The 18,802-nt window shown below is 73.0% G+C and carries 20 protein-coding genes; 11 read left to right on the top strand and 9 right to left on the bottom strand.

Translation table 11 applies throughout. From position 1 onward, the window contains the following. Positions 1 to 17: 17 nt before the first annotated feature. Positions 18 to 698, top strand: coding sequence for a dihydrofolate reductase family protein (locus RWK90_RS02770; protein WP_314034437.1), 681 nt, complete (start codon positions 18 to 20; stop codon positions 696 to 698). On the opposite strand, the gene RWK90_RS02765 is transcribed toward RWK90_RS02770, so the two are convergent. Both RWK90_RS02765 and RWK90_RS02760 read right to left on the bottom strand, forming a co-directional pair. Beyond that, positions 676 to 1,650, bottom strand: coding sequence for a pseudouridine synthase (locus RWK90_RS02765; RefSeq protein ID WP_314034435.1), 975 nt, complete (start codon positions 1,648 to 1,650; stop codon positions 676 to 678). The genes RWK90_RS02770 and RWK90_RS02765 overlap by 23 nt on opposite strands. Positions 1,651 to 1,683: 33 nt before the next feature. Next, entirely contained in the window at positions 1,684 to 2,331 is a 648-nt protein-coding gene (locus RWK90_RS02760; protein WP_314034433.1) for an HAD family hydrolase, read from the bottom strand. A 157-nt stretch (positions 2,332 to 2,488) separates the two neighbouring features. Between RWK90_RS02760 and RWK90_RS02755 the strand changes: the two genes are divergently transcribed. The 3 genes from RWK90_RS02755 to RWK90_RS02745 all read left to right on the top strand — a co-directional run bounded on the left by RWK90_RS02755 (position 2,489) and on the right by RWK90_RS02745 (position 4,553). Beyond that, positions 2,489 to 3,418, top strand: coding sequence for an endonuclease/exonuclease/phosphatase family protein (locus RWK90_RS02755; RefSeq protein ID WP_314034431.1), 930 nt, complete (start codon positions 2,489 to 2,491; stop codon positions 3,416 to 3,418). Beyond that, positions 3,415 to 4,035: a hypothetical protein gene (locus RWK90_RS02750; RefSeq protein WP_314034429.1), complete on the top strand. Its 621-nt coding sequence runs from the start codon at positions 3,415 to 3,417 to the stop codon at positions 4,033 to 4,035. Before RWK90_RS02755 ends, RWK90_RS02750 begins: the two co-directional genes overlap by 4 nt. 269 nt (positions 4,036 to 4,304) lie before the next feature. Beyond that, entirely contained in the window at positions 4,305 to 4,553 is a 249-nt protein-coding gene (locus RWK90_RS02745; protein WP_314034428.1) for a DUF2798 domain-containing protein, read from the top strand. A gap of 71 nt (positions 4,554 to 4,624) precedes the next feature. Here RWK90_RS02745 and RWK90_RS02740 read toward each other — a convergent pair whose 3' ends face one another. After that, positions 4,625 to 5,884, bottom strand: a complete 1,260-nt coding sequence (locus tag RWK90_RS02740) for a cation:proton antiporter (protein ID WP_314034425.1) — start codon at positions 5,882 to 5,884, stop codon at positions 4,625 to 4,627. A 198-nt stretch (positions 5,885 to 6,082) separates the two neighbouring features. Between RWK90_RS02740 and RWK90_RS02735 the strand changes: the two genes are divergently transcribed. Both RWK90_RS02735 and ilvD read left to right on the top strand, forming a co-directional pair. Beyond that, the gene (locus tag RWK90_RS02735) at positions 6,083 to 7,477 is read left to right on the top strand and encodes a deoxyribodipyrimidine photo-lyase (RefSeq protein WP_314034764.1); all 1,395 of its coding nucleotides are present in this window, start codon (positions 6,083 to 6,085) and stop codon (positions 7,475 to 7,477) included. A 73-nt stretch (positions 7,478 to 7,550) separates the two neighbouring features. Beyond that, complete coding sequence (gene ilvD / locus RWK90_RS02730) at positions 7,551 to 9,290, top strand: dihydroxy-acid dehydratase (protein WP_314034423.1); 1,740 nt, start codon at positions 7,551 to 7,553, stop codon at positions 9,288 to 9,290. A 44-nt stretch (positions 9,291 to 9,334) separates the two neighbouring features. On the opposite strand, the gene RWK90_RS02725 is transcribed toward ilvD, so the two are convergent. Further along, positions 9,335 to 10,177 carry an SDR family oxidoreductase gene (locus RWK90_RS02725; RefSeq protein ID WP_314034421.1) on the bottom strand — a complete coding sequence of 281 codons (843 nt, stop codon included), beginning with the start codon at positions 10,175 to 10,177 and terminating at the stop codon, positions 9,335 to 9,337. A 65-nt stretch (positions 10,178 to 10,242) separates the two neighbouring features. After that, entirely contained in the window at positions 10,243 to 10,929 is a 687-nt protein-coding gene (locus tag RWK90_RS02720) for a PhoU domain-containing protein (RefSeq protein WP_314034419.1), read from the bottom strand. A 168-nt stretch (positions 10,930 to 11,097) separates the two neighbouring features. Here RWK90_RS02720 and RWK90_RS02715 point away from each other — a divergent pair, with 168 nt between their 5' ends. From RWK90_RS02715 to RWK90_RS02695, 5 genes are read left to right on the top strand one after another with little or no spacing between them, the layout of a single operon-like run. Beyond that, the gene (locus RWK90_RS02715) at positions 11,098 to 11,640 is read left to right on the top strand and encodes a DUF4242 domain-containing protein (RefSeq protein ID WP_314034417.1); all 543 of its coding nucleotides are present in this window, start codon (positions 11,098 to 11,100) and stop codon (positions 11,638 to 11,640) included. Continuing rightward, a complete protein-coding gene (locus RWK90_RS02710) occupies positions 11,637 to 12,755 on the top strand; it encodes an acyl-CoA dehydrogenase family protein (protein WP_314034415.1) in 1,119 nt (372 codons plus the stop codon). The genes RWK90_RS02715 and RWK90_RS02710 overlap by 4 nt, the downstream gene beginning before the upstream one ends. A 56-nt stretch (positions 12,756 to 12,811) precedes the next feature. Next, complete coding sequence (locus RWK90_RS02705) at positions 12,812 to 13,501, top strand: ABC transporter ATP-binding protein (RefSeq protein ID WP_396230259.1); 690 nt, start codon at positions 12,812 to 12,814, stop codon at positions 13,499 to 13,501. A gap of 9 nt (positions 13,502 to 13,510) precedes the next feature. After that, the gene (locus tag RWK90_RS02700) at positions 13,511 to 14,698 is read left to right on the top strand and encodes an ABC transporter substrate-binding protein (protein ID WP_314034413.1); all 1,188 of its coding nucleotides are present in this window, start codon (positions 13,511 to 13,513) and stop codon (positions 14,696 to 14,698) included. Next, the gene (locus tag RWK90_RS02695) at positions 14,699 to 15,619 is read left to right on the top strand and encodes an ABC transporter permease (RefSeq protein ID WP_314034411.1); all 921 of its coding nucleotides are present in this window, start codon (positions 14,699 to 14,701) and stop codon (positions 15,617 to 15,619) included. It begins immediately after the preceding gene. 76 nt (positions 15,620 to 15,695) lie between these two features. On the opposite strand, the gene RWK90_RS02690 is transcribed toward RWK90_RS02695, so the two are convergent. From RWK90_RS02690 to RWK90_RS02675, 4 genes are all read right to left on the bottom strand, one after another. Beyond that, positions 15,696 to 16,178 (bottom strand): FABP family protein, encoded by a 483-nt coding sequence (locus RWK90_RS02690; protein WP_314034409.1) that lies wholly within the window; start codon positions 16,176 to 16,178, stop codon positions 15,696 to 15,698. A 74-nt stretch (positions 16,179 to 16,252) separates the two neighbouring features. Further along, positions 16,253 to 16,780, bottom strand: coding sequence for a DUF488 domain-containing protein (locus RWK90_RS02685; RefSeq protein WP_314034407.1), 528 nt, complete (start codon positions 16,778 to 16,780; stop codon positions 16,253 to 16,255). Further along, entirely contained in the window at positions 16,780 to 17,787 is a 1,008-nt protein-coding gene (locus tag RWK90_RS02680) for a DUF808 domain-containing protein (RefSeq protein ID WP_314034405.1), read from the bottom strand. Before RWK90_RS02680 ends, RWK90_RS02685 begins: the two co-directional genes overlap by 1 nt. A 131-nt stretch (positions 17,788 to 17,918) precedes the next feature. Continuing rightward, positions 17,919 to 18,794 carry an oxygenase MpaB family protein gene (locus RWK90_RS02675; RefSeq protein WP_314034403.1) on the bottom strand — a complete coding sequence of 292 codons (876 nt, stop codon included), beginning with the start codon at positions 18,792 to 18,794 and terminating at the stop codon, positions 17,919 to 17,921. Between the last annotated feature and the right edge of the window lie 8 nt (positions 18,795 to 18,802).

Here is an 18,802-nt window from a genome sequence, read left to right as displayed (position 1 = left end):
CGGAATACGATCAGACGATGGACGCGGGAGACCACGCCGCACCGCGGGTGCGGGTGCACAACTTCTCGGTGTCCCTCGACGGGTTCGGGACCGGCGAGGGGCAGAGTCTCGAGGCGCCGTTCGGGCACGCCGGGCACCGGCTCATGGAGTGGGCGCTCGCCACGCGCACGTTCCAGGAGATGGGCCTGCACGGGAAGCAGCGGCCGACCGTCGGCGTGGACGAGGCGTTCGCGAGCCGGTGGAACACCGGGGTCGGGGTGGAGATCATGGGCCGCCACAAGTTCGAACCGACCCGGGGCGCCCCGGATGAGAAGTGGCGTGGCTGGTGGGGCGAGGATCCGCCGTTCCACACCCCGGTCGTGGTGTTGACCCACCACCCGCGGCCCGTGATGGAGATGGACGGCGGCACCAGTTTCCACTTCCTCGACGCCTCACCCGCCGAGGCTCTGGACTACGCCCGCGGTCTCGCCGAGGGTGGTGACGTGCGCCTCGGGGGCGGCGCCACGACGATCCGGCAGTTCCTCGCCGCGGACCTCGTGGACGAGATGCACGTGGTGGTGGTCCCGATCCTGCTGGGGCGGGGCGAGTCCCTGTGGGCCGGGCCGGAGGGCTTGGAGGGGCTGGAGGAGCGCTTCCACATCGAGTCCACGCCGTCGCCGAGCGGCGTCACCCACCTCAGTTTCTGGCGGGACCGCTGACGGGGGCGTGGGCGAGTGCCCGGCGGGTCACGAAATGTCGGGGCGCGCCGGTGACGGGATCGTCGAACTCGAGTTCGCGGGCGAGGAGCTGCAGCGGGAGGTCGGGGTCGTCGGGCGCCTCGGGCAGCAGGTCGGGGTAGCGGCGGTCACCGAGGATGGGGATCCCCAGCGCGGCCAGGTGCACGCGTAGCTGGTGGAGGCGCCCGGTGCGGGGCCGCAGGATCGTGTGGACGACGGGGTGCCCGCCGGGGCCGAGGCCGGTCGCGAGCACGTCGACAAGCGTCTCGGAGTTGGGCGGCAGCTCGGGGTGGAGGGTGACGCGCAGTTCGCCGCGCCGCGACCGGATGTGCTCGCGGTGGGTGACGGGCACGGGCCGGCCGCCGAGTGTCGGGGCGTCGGGGTCCCATCCGGGTGGGCGCGGGGACACGGCCTCGTAGACCTTGCTGACCTCGCGCCGTTCGAACATCGACTGGTAGGCGCCGCGCGTGTCCGGGCGGGCCGAGAACATGACCAGGCCGGCGGTCTCGCGGTCGAGGCGGTGGATCGGCGTGAGTGCGTCGTTGCGCAGGCGTAGGCGCAGCCGGACCAGGGCGGTCTCGCGGAGGAACCGGCCGGAGGGGGTGGTGGGGAGGAAGTGCGGTTTGTCGACGACGACGAGGTGGTCGTCCCGGTACAGGATCTCCTCCCGGTACGGCAGAACGGGCTCATCGGGCAGGTCGCGGTGGTACCAGACGAACTCGTGGGCGCCCAGCGGGGTGTCGTGGTCGATCGCCCGGCCGTCGGCGCCGACGATCTCGCCCGCCGAGATCCGGCGCCGCACCTCGCCGGGGTCGAGATGGTCGAACCGGGAGTCGAGATAGTCGGCGATGCCCGCCCACGGACCCTCGGCGGGCACGCGCAGCCGGGTGGGGCCGACGCCGTCCCGGACCGGCAGTGGCGGGGTCGTGGACATGGCTGCCATCCTCCCACTCCGGCAGCTGCCGGATCACGCGGTGAGGATCCGGGTGAGCTGGTCCAGGGAATCGAGGACGAGATCGGCCCCCGGCGCGTCGCTGCGCGACTGTATGAGCGCCCACGGGCCGCGTCGCAGGAAGGCGGTGCGCATCCCCGCGGCACGGGCGGGGAGGATGTCGTTGTCGAGCCGGTCCCCGACGTAGAGGATCCGCCCCGCCTCGGCCCCGGCGCGGCGGGTGAGCGCGGCGAAGAACTCCGGGTCGGGCTTGGCGACGCCGAGATCGTGCGACGAGACGGTCAGGTCGGTCTCGATCCCCAGGTCGGCGAGCCGGTCGACCACTCCGGCGGGCTGGTTGGCGGCGATGCCGATCCGCATCCCCGCGATGCGCGCGGCGCGCAGGCAGTCCAGGGCGTCCGGGTAGAGGTCGGAGAGGCAGGGGACGAACGGGCGGACCGGACGACCGGTGCCGAGCACCGACCACACCTCGCGGTGGTCGCGTCCCCGCTCGATCAGCGACCCGAGCGCGGCCATGAGTGTGAACGGGGTCGCGCCGATCTCGCGGGCGTGGTCGGTCCACATCCGGGTCTCGTCGACCAGGGTCTCGCCCACGTCGAAGACCAGGATCTCGACGCCCTCGGGCAGGCGTTGCCGACCGACCGGGTCCTCGTGATGCTCCACCGCACGATGGTGCCACGGGCGCAGCGCCCGTCGCGCGCACGGCGCGGCGCCGGGTCGCGCACGAGGCGACGCTGCCCGGTCCGGCCCGGCTCGTGCGCCGAATAGGGTGTAGCGGCACGGCAGTGGTGGTTCCAGGGCGAGAGCGGAGGAGGCGGTGATGACATCGCGCGAGACCGACTCCGTTCCCGGGTGCGGTGAGGACGGCCGACCTGTCATCGGCCCGGTGTCCGCCCCTGCGCTGCACGTCATGTCGTGGAACGTCCGTCGGCCGGTACCCGATGTTCTGACGCGCGCGGCGGACAGGTGGCGGCACCGCGCCCCGCGCGTGCGTGCCCTGCTGGCGTCGGAGCGACCGACCGTGCTGTGCGCGCAAGAGGTGGTGGCCGAGCAGGTCGCCGTGATCCTCGACGGGCTCGGCCGGGACTACTCCGTCGTCGGCCGGGGCCGGTCGGCCGACGGCGGGGGAGAGGCCTGCCCGGTCTTCTTCGACAGCCGCCGCCTGGAGCTGGTGGACTGGGAGCAGACGGCGCTCTCGGCGACACCCGAGCGCGCCGGATCGGTCTCCTGGGGCAACCTCTTCCCCCGGGTGCTGGTGCAGGCGCGCCTACGCGATCGGGCCACCGGGCACGAGGTGCTCGTGGTCAACACCCATCTCGACCCCCTCTCGGCCCGCTCCCGCCTGCGTTCCGTGCGGGCCGTGCTGGACGCGGTCACCGGCCGGGGCCTGCCGGCCGTCGTCACCGGGGACCTCAACGCGGGACCGGCGAGCGGTACGGTGCGCGCCCTCCTCGAGGACGGGATGCTCGCGGACAGCTGGGAGGCCGCGCGGACCCGACGGACCGACCGGTGGGGGACCTACGCCGGATACCGGCCGCCGCGCCGCGGCGGCGAGCGGATCGATTGGATCCTCACCACCGGCGGGCTCACCGTCACCGACGCCGCGATCCATGCGTCGCCCCACCTCGGCGGGTGGCCGTCCGACCACCTGCCCGTGCAGGCCGTCGTGCGTCACGGCGTCGGGGGCCCGGGCGGGCACAATGGGACGGGAGCAGACGGACGAGACGAGGGAGGTGCCGGACCGACGTGATCGACAACTTCCTGCGACCCGCGCGGAGCGGTGCCGAGCACACGGCGGACGCCCTGCGTGTGCTCGGGGTTCTCAGCGTGGTGCTGGCCCTGCTCTTCCACGGGCTCACCGACGCCGCGATCGTCGCGTTCACCCTGCCGGGCCTCATGCTCGCGCGGTTCCTCGGGATGCGCGCGTGGGCCGACATCACCGTCTCGATCACGCTCCTCGTCGCCGCCTGGAGCAACGTCGTCGACCTCTACCGGACCGTCGGGTGGTGGGACATCCCCGTCCACTTCGTCCTGGCGGGTGCGTTGGCGGTGGTCGCGTACCTGTTCTGCGCGCGCGCCGGGATCGTCAGAGCACCGGGCGCCCGCGGGTTCGGGCTCGCGGGCGCGGTCGTGGTCACCACGGCGCTCGGCCTCGCGCTGGGAGCTCTGTGGGAGATGGTCGAGTGGTTCGGGTACGCCTACCTCACCGACGAGATCTACGTGACCTACGAGGACACCGTCGGCGACCTGGCGGCGGGCGGATTCGGCGCGCTGCTCGCCGGCGTGCTCATGGCCCGTGGCCCCGGGCTGCTGCTCCCCGCTGCCACGCCGCCCGCCCGGCCGGTGCCCTCCTCCCGGCACCGGTAGGTCCCGGCCCGCCCGACCCGCGTGCGACCTGCGCTGCTCGCGACGAGATGCGTCCTCGTCGTCGTCATATACGCCCGGTGAGGCGCGCGGTGTAGAGTTCTCCTGCCTGAAAGATCCCGGCTGGTGTGGTTATTCCAGCCCTCGGTACTCCCGAGATGCAAGCACGCCCCCGGCGTGAACCCGAGGCGCCCCGATCCCACGACAGGGTGGACGGTGGCGCCGTCACGAGTACCGTCGGCGTCCGCCGTTCCCGGAACAAGGAACAGCAGATGGACAAGAAGAGCATCCTCCTCTCGCAGGTCATCATGACCTTCCTCATGGCCTCGACGATGTCGGGCATCATGGGCCTGATCATCGTCGGGCCCTCCATGGAGTGGCTGGCCTCGTGGCCCAAGCAGTTCGCGATCGCGTGGCCGGTCGCGTTCGCGCTCACCATGGTTGCCTGGCCCGCCTCCATGGCGCTCTCCAGCAGAATCCTGGCGCGCGGCCGCACGGACGAGGTGGCCGCCGGCGCCTGAGACCGGCGACCGGACCGGTGCGTCGAGGCGGTCCCCCCAGCTCAGCGGCGGGCGGCCCAGCGGCGGGCGGCTCAGCGCCGGGTGGCCACCCGACGGTCGTCCCCGGCGCGGACCACCTCGGCGAGAACCGGGAAAGCCAGCACGGTGACCGCGCCGGCCGCCACGAGGACCGACGCGATCTCCGCGGTCATCAGGCCGTTGTCCACGGCGACCTGCGTGACCGCCACGATGATGGGCAGGCCCGTCGCGGCGTAGAGCCCCACCCGGGCCCGGTCCCGGGGCGAGACGAGGTCGGGATGGGCGCGCAATACGGCCTCGCCCAACCACACCCCGCCGCCGCGCAGGACCAACATGCTCGCCACCGCGGACAGCAACAGCCACGGCGCGTCGGCCACCGCGCCCACACTGATCCCCATGCCCGATACGACGAAGAACACGGGGATGAACACCGTGTAGCCCACGGTCTCGAGCTGGCTCAGCAGGACCTCGGAGAGGTCGCGGCGGGGACCGTCGGCCGGGCGCGGCGTCCGCACGTCGAACCCGGCGACCAGGCGTCGCAGGATCATCCCCGCGGCGAACGCGCCCAGGACCACGTCGAGCCCGAACACCGTGGCCACCACCATCATCGAGGCCAGCAGCAGGATCACCGTCCGCATCGCCAGCTGGCTCGTCGACGTGGTGCCCCGGATCATCGCGCGCCCCAGCGCAGGGATGGTCAACAGCCGCGCCGGCACGGCCAGGATCACCAGCGCCGCCACCACGAACAGGCCCACGGCGACGGCCGAGGACACGACGTCGCGCGTCCCGAGTAGCAATGCCATGACCAGCACCGGTCCCAACTCGCCGACCGCGCCGTGCGTGAGCACGGCCCGCCCGACCGGGGTGGAGTCGTGGCCGGCGCCCTTGAGGATCGGCAGCAGGGTCCCGATCGCGGTGGAGGTGAGCAGCAGGCCGATCGCCACCGCGGTCTCCCAGCGACCCGAGACCAGCCACCCGACCCCGGTCGCCAGGACGACGCCGACCAGCCAGCTGAGCAGCGCGCGGCGACCCGGCCGGCCGGTGAGCGACGACACCTCCAGCTCGAACCCGGCGAGCAGGAACAGCAGACCCAGGCCGATCTCCGCGAGCAGCGCCACGCCACCGGACTCCGCCGCCACCCCCAGCCCATCGGGTCCGATGAGCATCCCGCCGACGAGCAGCAGCACCACTCCGGGGACCAGCGAGCGCGTGAGGCCGGAGAGCAGGGGCGCGGCCCACACCACCAGCGCGACCCAGAACAGGGAGACCAGTTCGGTCGAGGAGGGTTCCGCGGCCAGGAGGGTGGTGGTCACGAACCGGCCTTTCCGCGTCGACAGATGAACAGGAGCTTAGTGCAGCCCCCGGGCCGGTGGGCGGTTTCGTCCGGCGTGGCGGCGTGCGGTGACGGCGGCCCGCACCACCGCTGGGCCGGGCTTCTGCCACACTCGGGGGTCACGACGGCGGATCCCGGTCGACCCGCCGCGAGCGCCGACGAGGGAGGCCCCGTGGGGATCTCGATACTGTGGTTCCGCCGCGATCTGCGCCTGTCCGACCACCCGGCGCTGCTCGCGGCAGTGGAGGCGGGGGACGAGGTGCTGCCGGTCTTCGTCCGCGACCCCGCCCTGCTGCCCCGGGCCGGGGCGCGAGCCGACCGATTGGCGGCGTCGGTCGCGGCGCTGTCGGACGACATCGGCGGAGCGCTCGTCGTGCGTGCCGGCGATCCCGCCCACGTCATCCCCGGGCTGGCCGCGCTCACCGGTGCCCGCGAGGTGCACGTCAGCCGCGAGTCCACGCCCTACGGACGACGTCGGGACAGACGGGTCCGCGCCGCGCTCGAGGCCGACGGTCGGCGTCTGGTCGAGACGGGGTCGCCGTACGCCGTCGGGCCCGGTCGCGTCCTCAACGGCAGCGGCCGCCCGTACCAGGTGTTCACCCCGTTCTCACGCGCGTGGCGCGAACACGGGTGGCCCGGGCCCGGGCAGCGGCCCCGGGACGTCCCCTGGGCGGCCACACCCGCCGGGGAGCTCCCCGGAGACGACGGTGACGGGTGGGGACGCGTCACGGCGCGTGGCACGGGTGCCGGCGCGGCCGGTGACGCGGGGGAGGCCGCGGCCCTCGCCCGGTGGCGGGCCTTCCTCGAGCAGGACCTGGAGCACTACGGACAGCAGCGCGACCGCCCCGATCTGGACGCCACGAGCCGCCTGTCCGCGCCGCTGAAGTACGGCGAGATCCACCCGCGCACGATCCTGACCGATCTCGCGGCGCACCCCGCCGCCGACGGCGAGGGGGCCCGCCGCTTCGTCACCGAACTCGCCTGGCGGGAGTTCTACGCCGACGTCCTGTGGCACCAGCCCCGTTCCGCCTGGACAGACCTGCGTGACGCCCTCGCCGGGATGCCGTATGACCAGGGTTCCGAGGTGGAGGACTTCGTGGAGGCCTGGCGAGAGGGGCGGACGGGGTACCCGTTCGTCGACGCGGGCATGCGTCAGCTCCTCGCGGAGGGCTGGATGCACAACCGCGTCCGGATGGTCACCGCGAGTTTCCTCGTCAAGGACCTGCACGTGTGGTGGCCGGTCGGCGCCCGTCACTTCCTGGACCACCTGCTCGACGGCGACCTCGCCTCCAACAACCACGGATGGCAGTGGGTGGCCGGCACGGGGACGGACGCCTCGCCGTTCTTCCGCGTCTTCAACCCGGTCACCCAGGGGCGGAAGTTCGACCCGGACGGGGAATACGTCCGCCGGTGGGTCCCCGAGCTACGCCACCTGCCCGGCGCGGCCGCGCACGAGCCCTGGCGGTGGCCCGACGGGCACGACCACGGGTATCCGGAGCGGATCGTCGACCACGCCGAGGAGCGGGTCGAGGCGCTGCGCCGGTACGACCTCGTCAATGACGGCCACCGCTGACAGGTCGGGGCGCGTCGGCGTCCCGCGGTGGGTCCGCCCACGCGGACCCGTGGACAGTGCCTAGGCTGGGCGCATGAGCGCCGGAACCGACACCCCACGTCCAGGACACGCCGCCACCGACCACGGTGCCGACATCAAGCCCCGCAGCCGCGATGTCACCGACGGGCTCGAGAAGACCGCCGCCCGCGGGATGCTCCGCGCGGTCGGTATGGGCGACGACGACTGGGCCAAGCCGCAGATCGGCGTGGCCTCCTCGTGGAACGAGATCACCCCGTGCAACCTCTCGCTCGACCGACTCGCCAAGGCGGTCAAGGAGGGGACCCACGCCGGCGGTGGCTACCCGCTCGAGTTCGGCACCATCTCGGTGTCCGACGGCATCTCCATGGGCCACGAGGGGATGCACTTCTCCCTGGTCTCCCGTGAGGTGATCGCCGACAGCGTCGAGACCGTCATGAGTGCCGAGCGGCTCGACGGCTCGGTGCTGCTCGCCGGCTGCGACAAGTCCCTGCCCGGCATGCTCATGGCCGCCGCGCGGCTCGACCTGGCGAGCGTGTTCCTCTACGCCGGCTCGACGCTGCCCGGGTTCGCCACGCTCTCCGACGGGACGGAGAAGCAGGTGACCATCATCGACGCGTTCGAGGCGGTCGGGGCCTGCTCGCGCGGGCTCATGAGCCGCGAGGACGTCGACACGATCGAGCGGGCCATCTGCCCGGGCGAGGGCGCGTGCGGCGGCATGTACACCGCCAACACCATGGCGAGCGCCGCCGAGGCGCTGGGCATGTCCCTGCCGGGCAGCGCGTCGCCGCCGGCCCCCGATCGCCGGCGCGACGACTACGCCAAGGCGAGCGGCGAGGCCGTGGTCGACCTTCTGCGGAAGGGCATCACCGCGCGCGACATCATGACCAAGGAGGCCTTCGAGAACGCGATCGCCGTGGTCATGGCCTTCGGCGGGTCCACCAACGCCGTGCTGCACCTGCTGGCGATCGCCAGCGAGGCCGAGGTCGAGCTCACCCTCGACGACTTCGCCCGCATCGGCGCCAAGGTCCCGCACCTGGCCGACGTCAAGCCGTTCGGCGCGCACGTCATGACGGACGTGGACAAGATCGGCGGCGTGCCCGTGGTCATGCGTGCCCTGCTCGACGCGGGTCTGCTCCACGGCGACTGCCTCACCGTGACGGGCCGGACCGTCGCCGAGAACCTCGCCGACATCGCCCCGCCGGACCCGGACGGCAAGGTGCTGCGCGCGATGTCCGAGCCGATCCACCCGACCGGTGGGATCACGATCCTGCGCGGGTCACTCGCTCCCGAGGGCGCGGTGGTCAAGTCCGCCGGCTTCGACTCCGACGTCTTCGAGGGCACGGCCCGCGTCTTCGAGCGCGAGCGCGCGGCCATGGACGCCCTCGAGGACGGCACCATCACCGCCGGTGATGTCGTGGTGATCCGGTACGAGGGACCCAAGGGCGGCCCCGGCATGCGCGAGATGCTCGCGATCACCGGTGCGATCAAGGGCGCGGGGCTGGGCAAGGACGTCCTGCTCATGACCGACGGGCGCTTCTCCGGAGGCACCACCGGCCTGTGCGTGGGACACATCGCCCCGGAGGCCGTGGACGGGGGACCGATCGCGTTCGTGAGGGACGGCGACCGGATCCGCCTGGACGTCTCGCAGGGGACCCTCGAGTTGCTGGTGGACGAGTCCGAACTGCGATCCCGGCGCGAGGGGTGGGAGCCCCTGCCGCCGCGCTACACCCGCGGCGTCCTCGCCAAGTACTCGAAGTTGGTGCAGTCCGCCTCGACGGGCGCCATCTGCCGCTGAGGCGGGGTGCGCGGCGTACCCCACCGCCCGTGGGGCGGCGTCGGTCAGCCTCCCCTGGCCATGGAGAGCATCCCGGCCAGGGTGAGGCCTGCCTTGTTGCCGCCGTCGCAGAGGATGTCGGTCCCGGTGAGGTAGCCGGGCTTGTCGGACGCACAGAAGGCGAGGAGTTCGGCGATCTCCTCCGGTGTACCGAACCGCTTGAGCGCGGCCAGGCCGACCATGCGCTCCGATCCGCTCTTCTTCTCGAGGCGCCCCATCTCGGTGTCGAAGCTGCCGGGAGAGACCGAGAGGACGCGGGCGTCCTTCTCGCCGAACACCGCCGCCATGCGCTCCGAATACCAGATGACGAAGGCCTTGCTCAGTGAGTAGGCGGCGCCCGGAGCGCCCCGGCCCGGCGCCAGGGTCGCCATGCGGGTCAGGGCCGAGACCATCCGCTCCGGCTCGCTCGTCGCCCGGCGGAAGGCGGGTACGGGCCGCAGGAACGACGGCAGCAGGTGCCCGGCGATCGAGGACACGTTGACCAGGGCCGAGCCCGGGGCCGCCACGGACAGCGCCGCCCGGGTGACGTGGACCGTCCCGAGGGCGTTGACCCGCACGATCTTCTCCGCGTCGCCCATCAGGGGACTCACGCCGGCCGTGTGCACCACCGCACGGAGCCGCCCCGACGCCTGTGCGCGGGCGAAGGCCGCGTCCACGGACGCGCGGTCGGTGATGTCGCAGACCACGCCGTCCGCCTCGACCCCCAGGGAGGCCAGGCGGTCCACCGCGTCGGCGAGCCCGGCGGCATCGAGATCCGCGAGGACGATCCGGTGGTCGCGGCCGAGGATCGCAGCGGTCGCCAGGCCCATCCCGCCGGTTCCGCCGGTGATGATCGCGGTGTGGGTCACGTGTGGTCTCCTGTCCGTCAGGCGGGCGCGGGCGACGATCGTGACCCGGCGCGAGGTGGAGTGGGTCAGTCCAGGACGGTGCCGTCGTCGAGGTGCGAGAGGGAGCCGCCGTCGGGCCGCTCGCCGGTGGCGAGGTACACGATGCGGTTGGCGATGCTCACGGTGTGGTCGGCGAACCGCTCGTAGTAGCGGGCCAGCAGTGCGAGGTCCACGGCGCTGACCGACCCGTGGGGCCAGTCCTCGGTGGAGATCTCCCGCATCAGGTCGGCGTGGAGCTGGTCCACGGCGTCGTCCTCGGAGTCGAGGGTGCGGGCCTCCGCGGCGTCGTGGTCGGTGAGGAGGGTGGTGAGTCGGCGGGCCAACTCGACGTCGCGCTCCGCCATCTCGCGGATGAGGGGCACGACGGGCTGGGGAACGACCGCGTGGGGGTGGCGTCGCCGGGCGACCCGGGCGATGTGGCCGGCCAGCGCGGCCATCCGGGTGAAGTGCTCGACGATGTAGATCCCGGAGACCACCTGGCGGAGATCGCCCGCGACCGGCGCCTCGAGGAGCAGCAGCTCGAACGCGTGCTGCTCGCTCATCTCGCGGAGGTCCTCGAGCTCCGCGGCGCCGTCGATCACCTCGGTGGCGGCGACCTCGTCGGAGTCGAGCAGGGCGGCGGTGGCCCGCTCCAACAGGCGGGTGTTGGTCTCGCAGAAGCGGACCAGCTGGTCCTCGAACTCGTCGAGCTTGGATCGGAAGACAGTGCGCATGACACGACTGTAATCGCGCTTTCCGGAGCCCGACGTCCCGTTCTCCCACTGTTCACCGGGCAGCCCTCCGGAAAGGGGGAGCGCCGCCGGGAATAGTTAGACAGAACAGTCTGTTCTCCCTACCGTGGGGCGATACGAGTCGAGGCCCCCGGAAAGGACCACCCCCCAATGACCCTCTTCCTGTACGAGATCACCCCGTCTGCGGAGCAGCAGGCCGAGCCGACGGCGCTGATCGAGTCCATCGCGTCGACCCTGGCCGGGGCCGGCGCCGAGGTCATCGAGACCCAGATCACCAAGGGCGCTGCCCGCGTGTTCACGATCGTCGAGTTGCCCGATGACGAGAACGGCGCCTGCGCCGTGGAGGCGCCCGCGCTGGACGCCGCCGCGATCGGCGCCGCGGAGGTCACCGAGCCCGCGCAGGTGCGGCTCGTGGGCACCGATCTCGAGACCATCAAGGCCGCCCGGCCCGAGGCCGGGTACCTGGTCGAGTGGGACATCCCCGCCGAGATCGACATGGACACCTACCTGACGCGCAAGAAGGAGAAGTCCCCGAAGTACGCGGAGATCCCCGAGGTCTCGTTCCTGCGCACCTACGTCCGCGAGGACACGGACAAGTGCCTGTGCTTCTACAACGCCCCGGACACCGATGCGGTCGTCCGCGCCCGTGAGATCGTGTCCACCCCCATCTCGCGTCTGCACGAGCTGGCATGAGCAGCCCCGCGACCGACACCATCACCCACGACCTCGGGGCACCCAGGGCCCGGCTCACCGCGGGTGAGTTCGGCAGCGTCGAGGTGGCGGGTCTCGTCGCGGTGATCGACTCCGTCGCCGCCCGCGCCTCCGCACTCGACCGGGACGAGGCGGACCTGCGCGAGGACATCGCCGCACTCGCGGCTCTCGGCCTGTTCGACGTGGATCGCACGCCGGTCGCCGTCGCGGCCGCGATCATCGAGGCGGTGGCGACGGAGAGCCTGGCCGTCGCGTTCGGCGCCTGGGCGCAGCGGATGACCGCCGCCTATCTGCGGCACGCGTCCGAGCGCTCCGACGCGGCGGCCCGGACCTACCGGGCCGTCGCGGACGGCACCCGCCCGGGGGTCACCGGGATGGCGGCCGCCCAGCGGCAGGTCGTCGGCCTGGGCAACGTCCCGATCACGGCGACGAAGGTCGACGGTGGCTACCGCGTCGACGGGCCGATCGCCTGGGCGTCCAACGTCTACCCGGACAGCACCATCGTGCTCGCCGCCAACACCGAGGACGGGCGCAGTCTCGTGCTCACCTTCGAGGCCTCGGCACCGGGTGTGGAGATCCGCAACGCCCCCGATCTGCTGGCCCTCAACGCGACGGCGTCGACGATGATCGGTCTGGACGGCGTGGTGGTCCCGGACGAGCAGGTCCTCGGCGAGGACCTCGCGGACTTCCTGTCCGGTGTCCGGCCGCAGTTCCTCATCCTGCAGGCCGCCTTCTGCTCCGGTGTCGCGGCGCGGTCGCTGACGGAGGCCGAGGGGCGGCTCGAGGGGCTGGGTGCCTTCTACTCCGGTGAGCACACCGAGCTCGCCACCCGCCACACCCACATGCACGCCGAACTGCACCGGCTCGGCGCCGCGCCGGCCGAGGCCGCGCTGGCCGACCTGCTCCTGTTGCGCCTGGACGGCGCGGAGATCGCCCCGGCCGCGACCCGGCTCGAGGCCGTCCTCTGCGGCGGGATGGGTTACGCCCAGGCGGCCCCGGCCAACCGGCGCATGCGCGAGGCCGCGTTCCTGCCGGTGCAGTCGCCCTCGCAGTCGCAGTTGAAGTGGGAGCTCGACCGGCTGGGGATCCGCGCGTGACCGCCGGTGTGCTCGAGCGGCCCGTGGCCGTGAGCGTCACGGGCCTGCGCTACGACCTGCCGGGTGGTCGGCCGCTGTTCTCCGAGCTGGACCTGCAGGTCCGTGCCGGTGAGTCACTGGTGCTGCTGGGACCGTCCGGGGTCGGCAAGTCCACCCTCCTGCGGCTGCTCGCCGGGCTCGAGGAGCCGGCGGGCGGCGACCTGCGCGTCGGGTCCCGCGGCGTCGGCGACGAGGGCGGGCACTCGTACGCGGTGGTCTTCCAGAAGCCGCTGCTCTACCCCTGGCTGTCGGTTCGTGAGAACGTCGCCCTGGGGGCGCGCTTCCGCGCCCTGCGCGGTCGGGTCGACGCGGCCCACGTGGACGACCTCCTGCGCCACTTCGGCATCGCCGACCTCGCCGACGCCCGGCCCGACCAGATCTCGGGCGGTCAGGCCCAGCGCGTGGCGGTGGTGCGCGCCGCGGCCACCCGCCCGGAGATCCTGCTCCTCGACGAGCCCTTCAGTGCCCTCGACCCCGTGACCCGCGCCGATTCCCAGCGATGGCTCGTCGGCGTGACCGCGGACCTCGGTGTCACCACGGTGATGGTGACGCACGACGTGGACGAGGCACTCGTCGTGGGGTCACGCATCGCGCTGCTCGGGTCGTCGGGGCGCGTCCGCGAGGAGTGGACGAACCCCTCCCACGGGACCACGGACTCCGACCCGGCGCTGCGCGAGAGCATCATCGCCGCATACCGGACCGCCTGACCCGCGACGATGACCGATAGTTCCCGGGGCCCGGGCCCCGTCCTGGACAGGCGGGCGCTCCTGCGGGCCGGCGGCGCGATCGCCGTCGGCGCCGGGGCACTCGGAGGTGCCGCCGCCCTCGGCTCCCTCGTCACCGCGGCGACCGGGCCGCGCGGAGCGGTGAGCGAGGAGTTGAGGCTCGGCTACCTCCCGATCACCGATGCCGCGCCGCTGCTGGTGGCGCACGGCGACGGATACTTCGAGCAGCAGAAGCTCATCGTGGGGCGGCCGGTGCTGTTCCGTTCGTGGTCGTCACTGATGGAGGCGTTCCTCACGCGGCAGGTCGACCTCATCCACCTGCTCATGCCCTCGGCGGTCCAGTTGCGGTACGTGATCGGCGCGGACGTCAAGGTGGTGGCCTGGAACCACACCGGCGGCGGGGCCATCACGGTCGCGCCGGGTGTGACGGACATCGGCCAGCTCGCCGGTACGCAGGTGGCGATCCCCGGCTGGTGGTCGATCCACAACATCCTGCTGCAGCGGGTGCTGCGCGCGCACGGTCTCACGCCGGTGGCGCGACGGGCCGCCAGTCGCTCGGACGGGACGGTCGAGCTCGTCGTCATGGGGCCGTCGGACATGATCCCCGCCATGGCCACCGGGTCCATCTCGGCCTTCACCGTCGCCGACCCGTTCAACGCCGGCGCCGTCGCGCAGGGGGTCGGGTCGCTGCACATGCTTCTCGACCAGGTCTGGCGCGACCACGCGTGCTGCGTGACGGTCGTGCACCGGGACCTCATCGAGAACCGCCCGGAGACCGTCCAGGCCCTCGTCGACGCGGCTGTCGCGGCTCAGCTGGGGATCACCGCCGACCGGCCGGCCGCCGCCGCGATCCTCTCCGGGAAGGGATACCTACCGCAGCCGCCCAAGGCGGTCGAGGTGGCCATGACCGGCACGGTGCCCGACTCCGACGGGGGGCCGGCCCGCAACAGGATCGACTTCCACCCGTACCCGTTCCCCAGCTTCACGGCCGAGCTGGTGAGGCAGATGCGCACGACCGTCGTCGACGGTGAGACCCGCTTCCTCGACGGCCTCGACCCCGCCGGCGTCCACGGCGAACTGGTGGACGACAGGTTCGTCCGCACCGCCATCGCCCGTCACGGCGGTCCCGCCGCCCTCGGCCTGCCCGCCTCGCTGACACGACACGAACGGTTGATCTAGATGACGCGCACCGATTCGACCCCGGACCCGGGCACCGACCCCGTCGCCGCGGACCCGACGATCACCGCCCCGGGCGGCCCCGGCGGTGACGTCCCGGCGGCCGGCCCGGTGACCGAACCGTCCCCGCCCGGCGGGGGGCGTCGGCGCCGGGGCACCGGCGGGCCTGCGGGCGGCCTGCTCTCGCGCTGGGCCGCCGGCCTCGTGGGCCTGCTGCTGGGCCTGGCCGTGTGGTCGCTGCTCACCTCGGGACTGGTCACGGATGATCCGGTGATCGGGGGCATGTCGCCGGTGGAGACGTGGTCCGGCTTCGGTGACCTCCTCGACCGGGGTGTGCTCCTCTCCGACGCCGCGGTCAGCCTGTACCGGCTGGTCGCCGGCCTCGCGGTGGCCGCCCTCCTCGGTGTCCCGCTCGGGCTGTGGCTCGGGCTGCGGCGCCGGGCCGAGGCCGTCGCGGGCCCACTCGTCCAGTTCCTCCGCATGATCTCGCCGCTCTCGTGGGCGCCGGTCGCCATCGCGGTGTTCGGGATCGGCAACGAGCCGGTGATCTTCCTCGTGGCCGCGGCCGCGGTCTGGCCGATCATGCTCTCCACGTCGGCCGGCGTCCACGCGATGGACCCGGGGTATCTCGACGTGGCCCGGACGATGGGGGCCAACGGGTGGGAACGCCTCACCCGGGTGGTGATCCCCGCGGTGCGTCCGTCGATCCTCGGCGGCATCCGGCTGGCGCTCGGCACCGCCTGGATCGTCCTGGTGCCGGCGGAGATGCTCGGGGTCCGGTCGGGGCTGGGCTACCAGATCCTCAACGCCCGCGATCAGCTGGCCTACGACCAGGTGATGGCGGTGATCCTCGTGATCGGCGTGCTCGGGTTCGCGCTGGACTCGCTGTCCAGGCTCATCCTCCGGGACGCCTCCGGACGCTGACCGGCGTCATCCCCGGGCCCGGCGCCGCGGCGACCGCCCCGCGCGACCGCTCCGCGGCCGGCGCCCCGCCCGGCGGTCACACGCGCCGGAGGTCCGAGCGCAGGTGGTGGGTGAGCGGCCGGCCGACCGCGGCCATCGCGAACGTCGTGACCATCCGGTCGCCGACGGTCTCGTAGCGACGTCTCGTGGTCTCGACGGTCTTGGCGGTGGCGCTGCCCACCACGCGTGAGTCGAACTCCAGCACCACGGTGTCGGCCTCGGCGATCACCCGCCCCTCGCAGAGCTCGGTCTGCCCGGTGGGCTGGGCCAGCACGAACTCGGCGATCCCGTCCCCGGGGATGCGCAGATACCCGGTCTCGGTGTGCATGGGCGCACCGGCCGGGTTGAACGTGCGCTGGAGGTAGTGCAGGAAGGGCTTGCCCACGTCGGTGAAGGTGATCTCCTCGGTGTAGGTGAAGGGCTCGATGGTCGGGTACGACCCGACGCCCTCGCCCCTCCAGGTGCCGAGCAGAGCCGCGACGGTGGCGAGATTGGGGGCGAGTGTGGAGGCGGGATCCATGGCGTGAGACTAGGCCATCCCCGTGGCGGGAGGCGATCCCGGCGACCGGGGCGGTGACGGACGGCGCCGGAAGGTCAGCCGTCCCAGACGGGCTCACCGTCCGCGTCGAGGCGCAGGCCCTCGCTGGGGGTGTGCTCGGTGACGGAGCCCGAATGCATGAGATGGCCCACCGGGAGCCCGTGGACCGTCGCCACGACGTCGGCGACGATGCGGCGGTGACAGCGCCACCACACGGACTCCGAGCACATCACGGCCACCTGCCGCGCGCGGGCCTCGTCCACCACGCGGGCCAACGCGTCGCGGAAGGCGGGGTCGCGGGTCCACGCGCTGTACGCGCGGAACGCCTCCACGCGCCACCAGGTGTCGGGGGAGCGGCGTCGTTGCTCCGCGGTGAGGCGGCGGCGGCCACCCAGGTCCTCCTCCCAGCGGTACTCGATACCGGCTCCGGCGACGATCTCCGGCACCGCGCCCTTCGCGGCGGCCGCGTTCGCCCTGCTGCCGGGGAAGCGCCGGATGTCCACGAGCACCTCGACCCCGGCACCCCGCAGGAGGGCGGCGAGCTCGTCGCGCTCCAGGCGGCCGTGCCCCACGGTCAGCAGCATCAGTGACCCGGCTCCTCCCGCGTGGGGGCCTCGGCCGCCCGGGCGTCGGGATCGGCGGCCACGGGGCTGCCGCCGTGGGCGTCACCGCGGCCGCGGCGGGGGATGAGGTGCATGAGCGCGACGACGACGGCGCCCACGACGAGGCCGAAGACGAGCGCGCAGAGGGTGTCGACGAGCCATCCCAGGACGGCGCCCACGCCCGCCACCGCCGCCGCGGGGTCGGCCAGGACGTGCACGAGGTGGTAGGGCGCGGTGACCCCGAGTTCGTCGAGTCCCACGAGCAGGATGTGGCCACCGACCCACAGCATCGCGAGCATCCCGACGAACGAGATCACCTCGAGCACGGTGGGCATCGCCTTGACGAGGCCGAGGCCGAACCGCTTGCCGCCGGGCGAGTCCTTGCCCGCGAGGTGGAGTCCGATGTCGTCCATCTTCACGATCACGGCGACGACGCCGTAGACCAGCGCGGTGATCCCCAGGCCCACCACGACGAGGATGACGGCCCGGGACCAGAAGCTCTCCGAGGCGACCTCGTTGAGCGCGATCACCATGATCTCGGCGCTGAGGATGAAGTCGGTCGTGACGGCCCCGCGGACCATCTTCGCCTCGGCCTCGGGGCCCTTCTCGACGACCGGCGCGGCCTCCTCGTGGTGGCCGGACACGCGCTCCCACACCTTCTCCGCGCCCTCGTAACAGAGGTAGAGGCCGCCGAGCATGAGGATCGGGGTGAGCAGCCACGGGACGAACTGGCTGAGCAGGAGGGCGAACACGATGATGATCGCCTTGTTGCCCAGTGAGCCGAGGGCGATCTTGCGGATGATCGGCAGCTCGCGCGACGGTTCGACGTCGCGCACGTACTGCGGGGTGACGGCGGTGTCGTCGACCACCACGCCGGCGGCCTTGACGCTGGCGCGGCCGGCGGCGGCGGCGACGTCGTCGGCACTGGCGGCGGCCATGCGGGCGAGCACCGCGACGTCGTCGAGCAGGGCGGCGAGTCCACCGGCCATGGATGACCTCTTTCGTGCGGGCGGGCGCGGCCCGGTGGTCGGGTGCGGCCCCGCGGACGGGTCCGACCGCAGGGGTCGGGTCGTCACAGCGTATCGCCGGGGCGGCGCCCGCGCCGCCGCACACCCGGTGCTCAGTCCAGGGCGTCGAGGACCCAGCGCAGCGTGGAGACGCCGGCGCGGCCCGCCGCCAGGCCCAGATCGCGGGAGCCGAGCGGCCCTGCGGGCAACTCGAGCATCGCGCGCGCCCACCCGGGTAGTGCCGCGACGGCGCCCTGGCGCAGCAGGGCGTACGCGGGCCGGTCCGTCCACGCCATGGGCGGGCCGTCGAGGAGGAAGCGCCGGGCGTCGAGTGCGGCGGGGGAGGCCTCGAGCTCGGGGCGGTAGGACTCGAGGGCGTCCTCGAGTCCCCGCACGGTGGTCGGGACGTCCTTCGCGCCCAGCATCTGTCCGGTCCGCGCGGACTGGCGGACGTAGGCGTCCCGGTCGGCGCCGAACAGCTTCTCGCGCCCGTAGAGGCGGTGGCACTCGAGGAAGCTCCAGATCTCGGCGACGTGCACCCACCGCAGGAGGTGGGGGTCCCGGGCGTCGTAGGGGCGACCGCGGTGGTCGGTGCCGACGACGCTGCGGTGGGCTCCGTTGATGGCGCGGATGAGGGCGGAGGCGTCGGGGATCGTGCCGAAGGTGGTGGTGGCGATGAACTGGGAGGTGCGCTGGAGGCGGCCCCACGGGTCCCCGCGGTAGTCGCTGTGATCGGCGACCCCGGCCATCGCGCCGGGGTGCAGGGACTGCAGCAGCAGGGCGGTGAGGCCGGCGGCGAACATCGAGGCGTCGCCGTTGACCCGGCAGATGGCGTCGTCGGGGGAGTTCCACCGTTCGCCCTCGGACAGCCAGATCTGCTGCCGCCGTGCGTCGGCGTCGTCGCCGGCGATCCGTGACCGCACCACCAGGCCCACCCTGCGCCGGGCGCCGGTGAGGGCGCGGGACGCGGTCGTCGTCACCGTGGTCATGGCGGACA

It is taken from the genome of Dietzia sp. CH92 (assembly GCF_032248695.1).
Classification (GTDB): Bacteria; Actinomycetota; Actinomycetes; order Mycobacteriales; family Mycobacteriaceae; genus Dietzia.
Note: the sequence above shows the minus strand (reverse complement) of the source record. Positions and strands in the feature narration are given on the sequence as shown.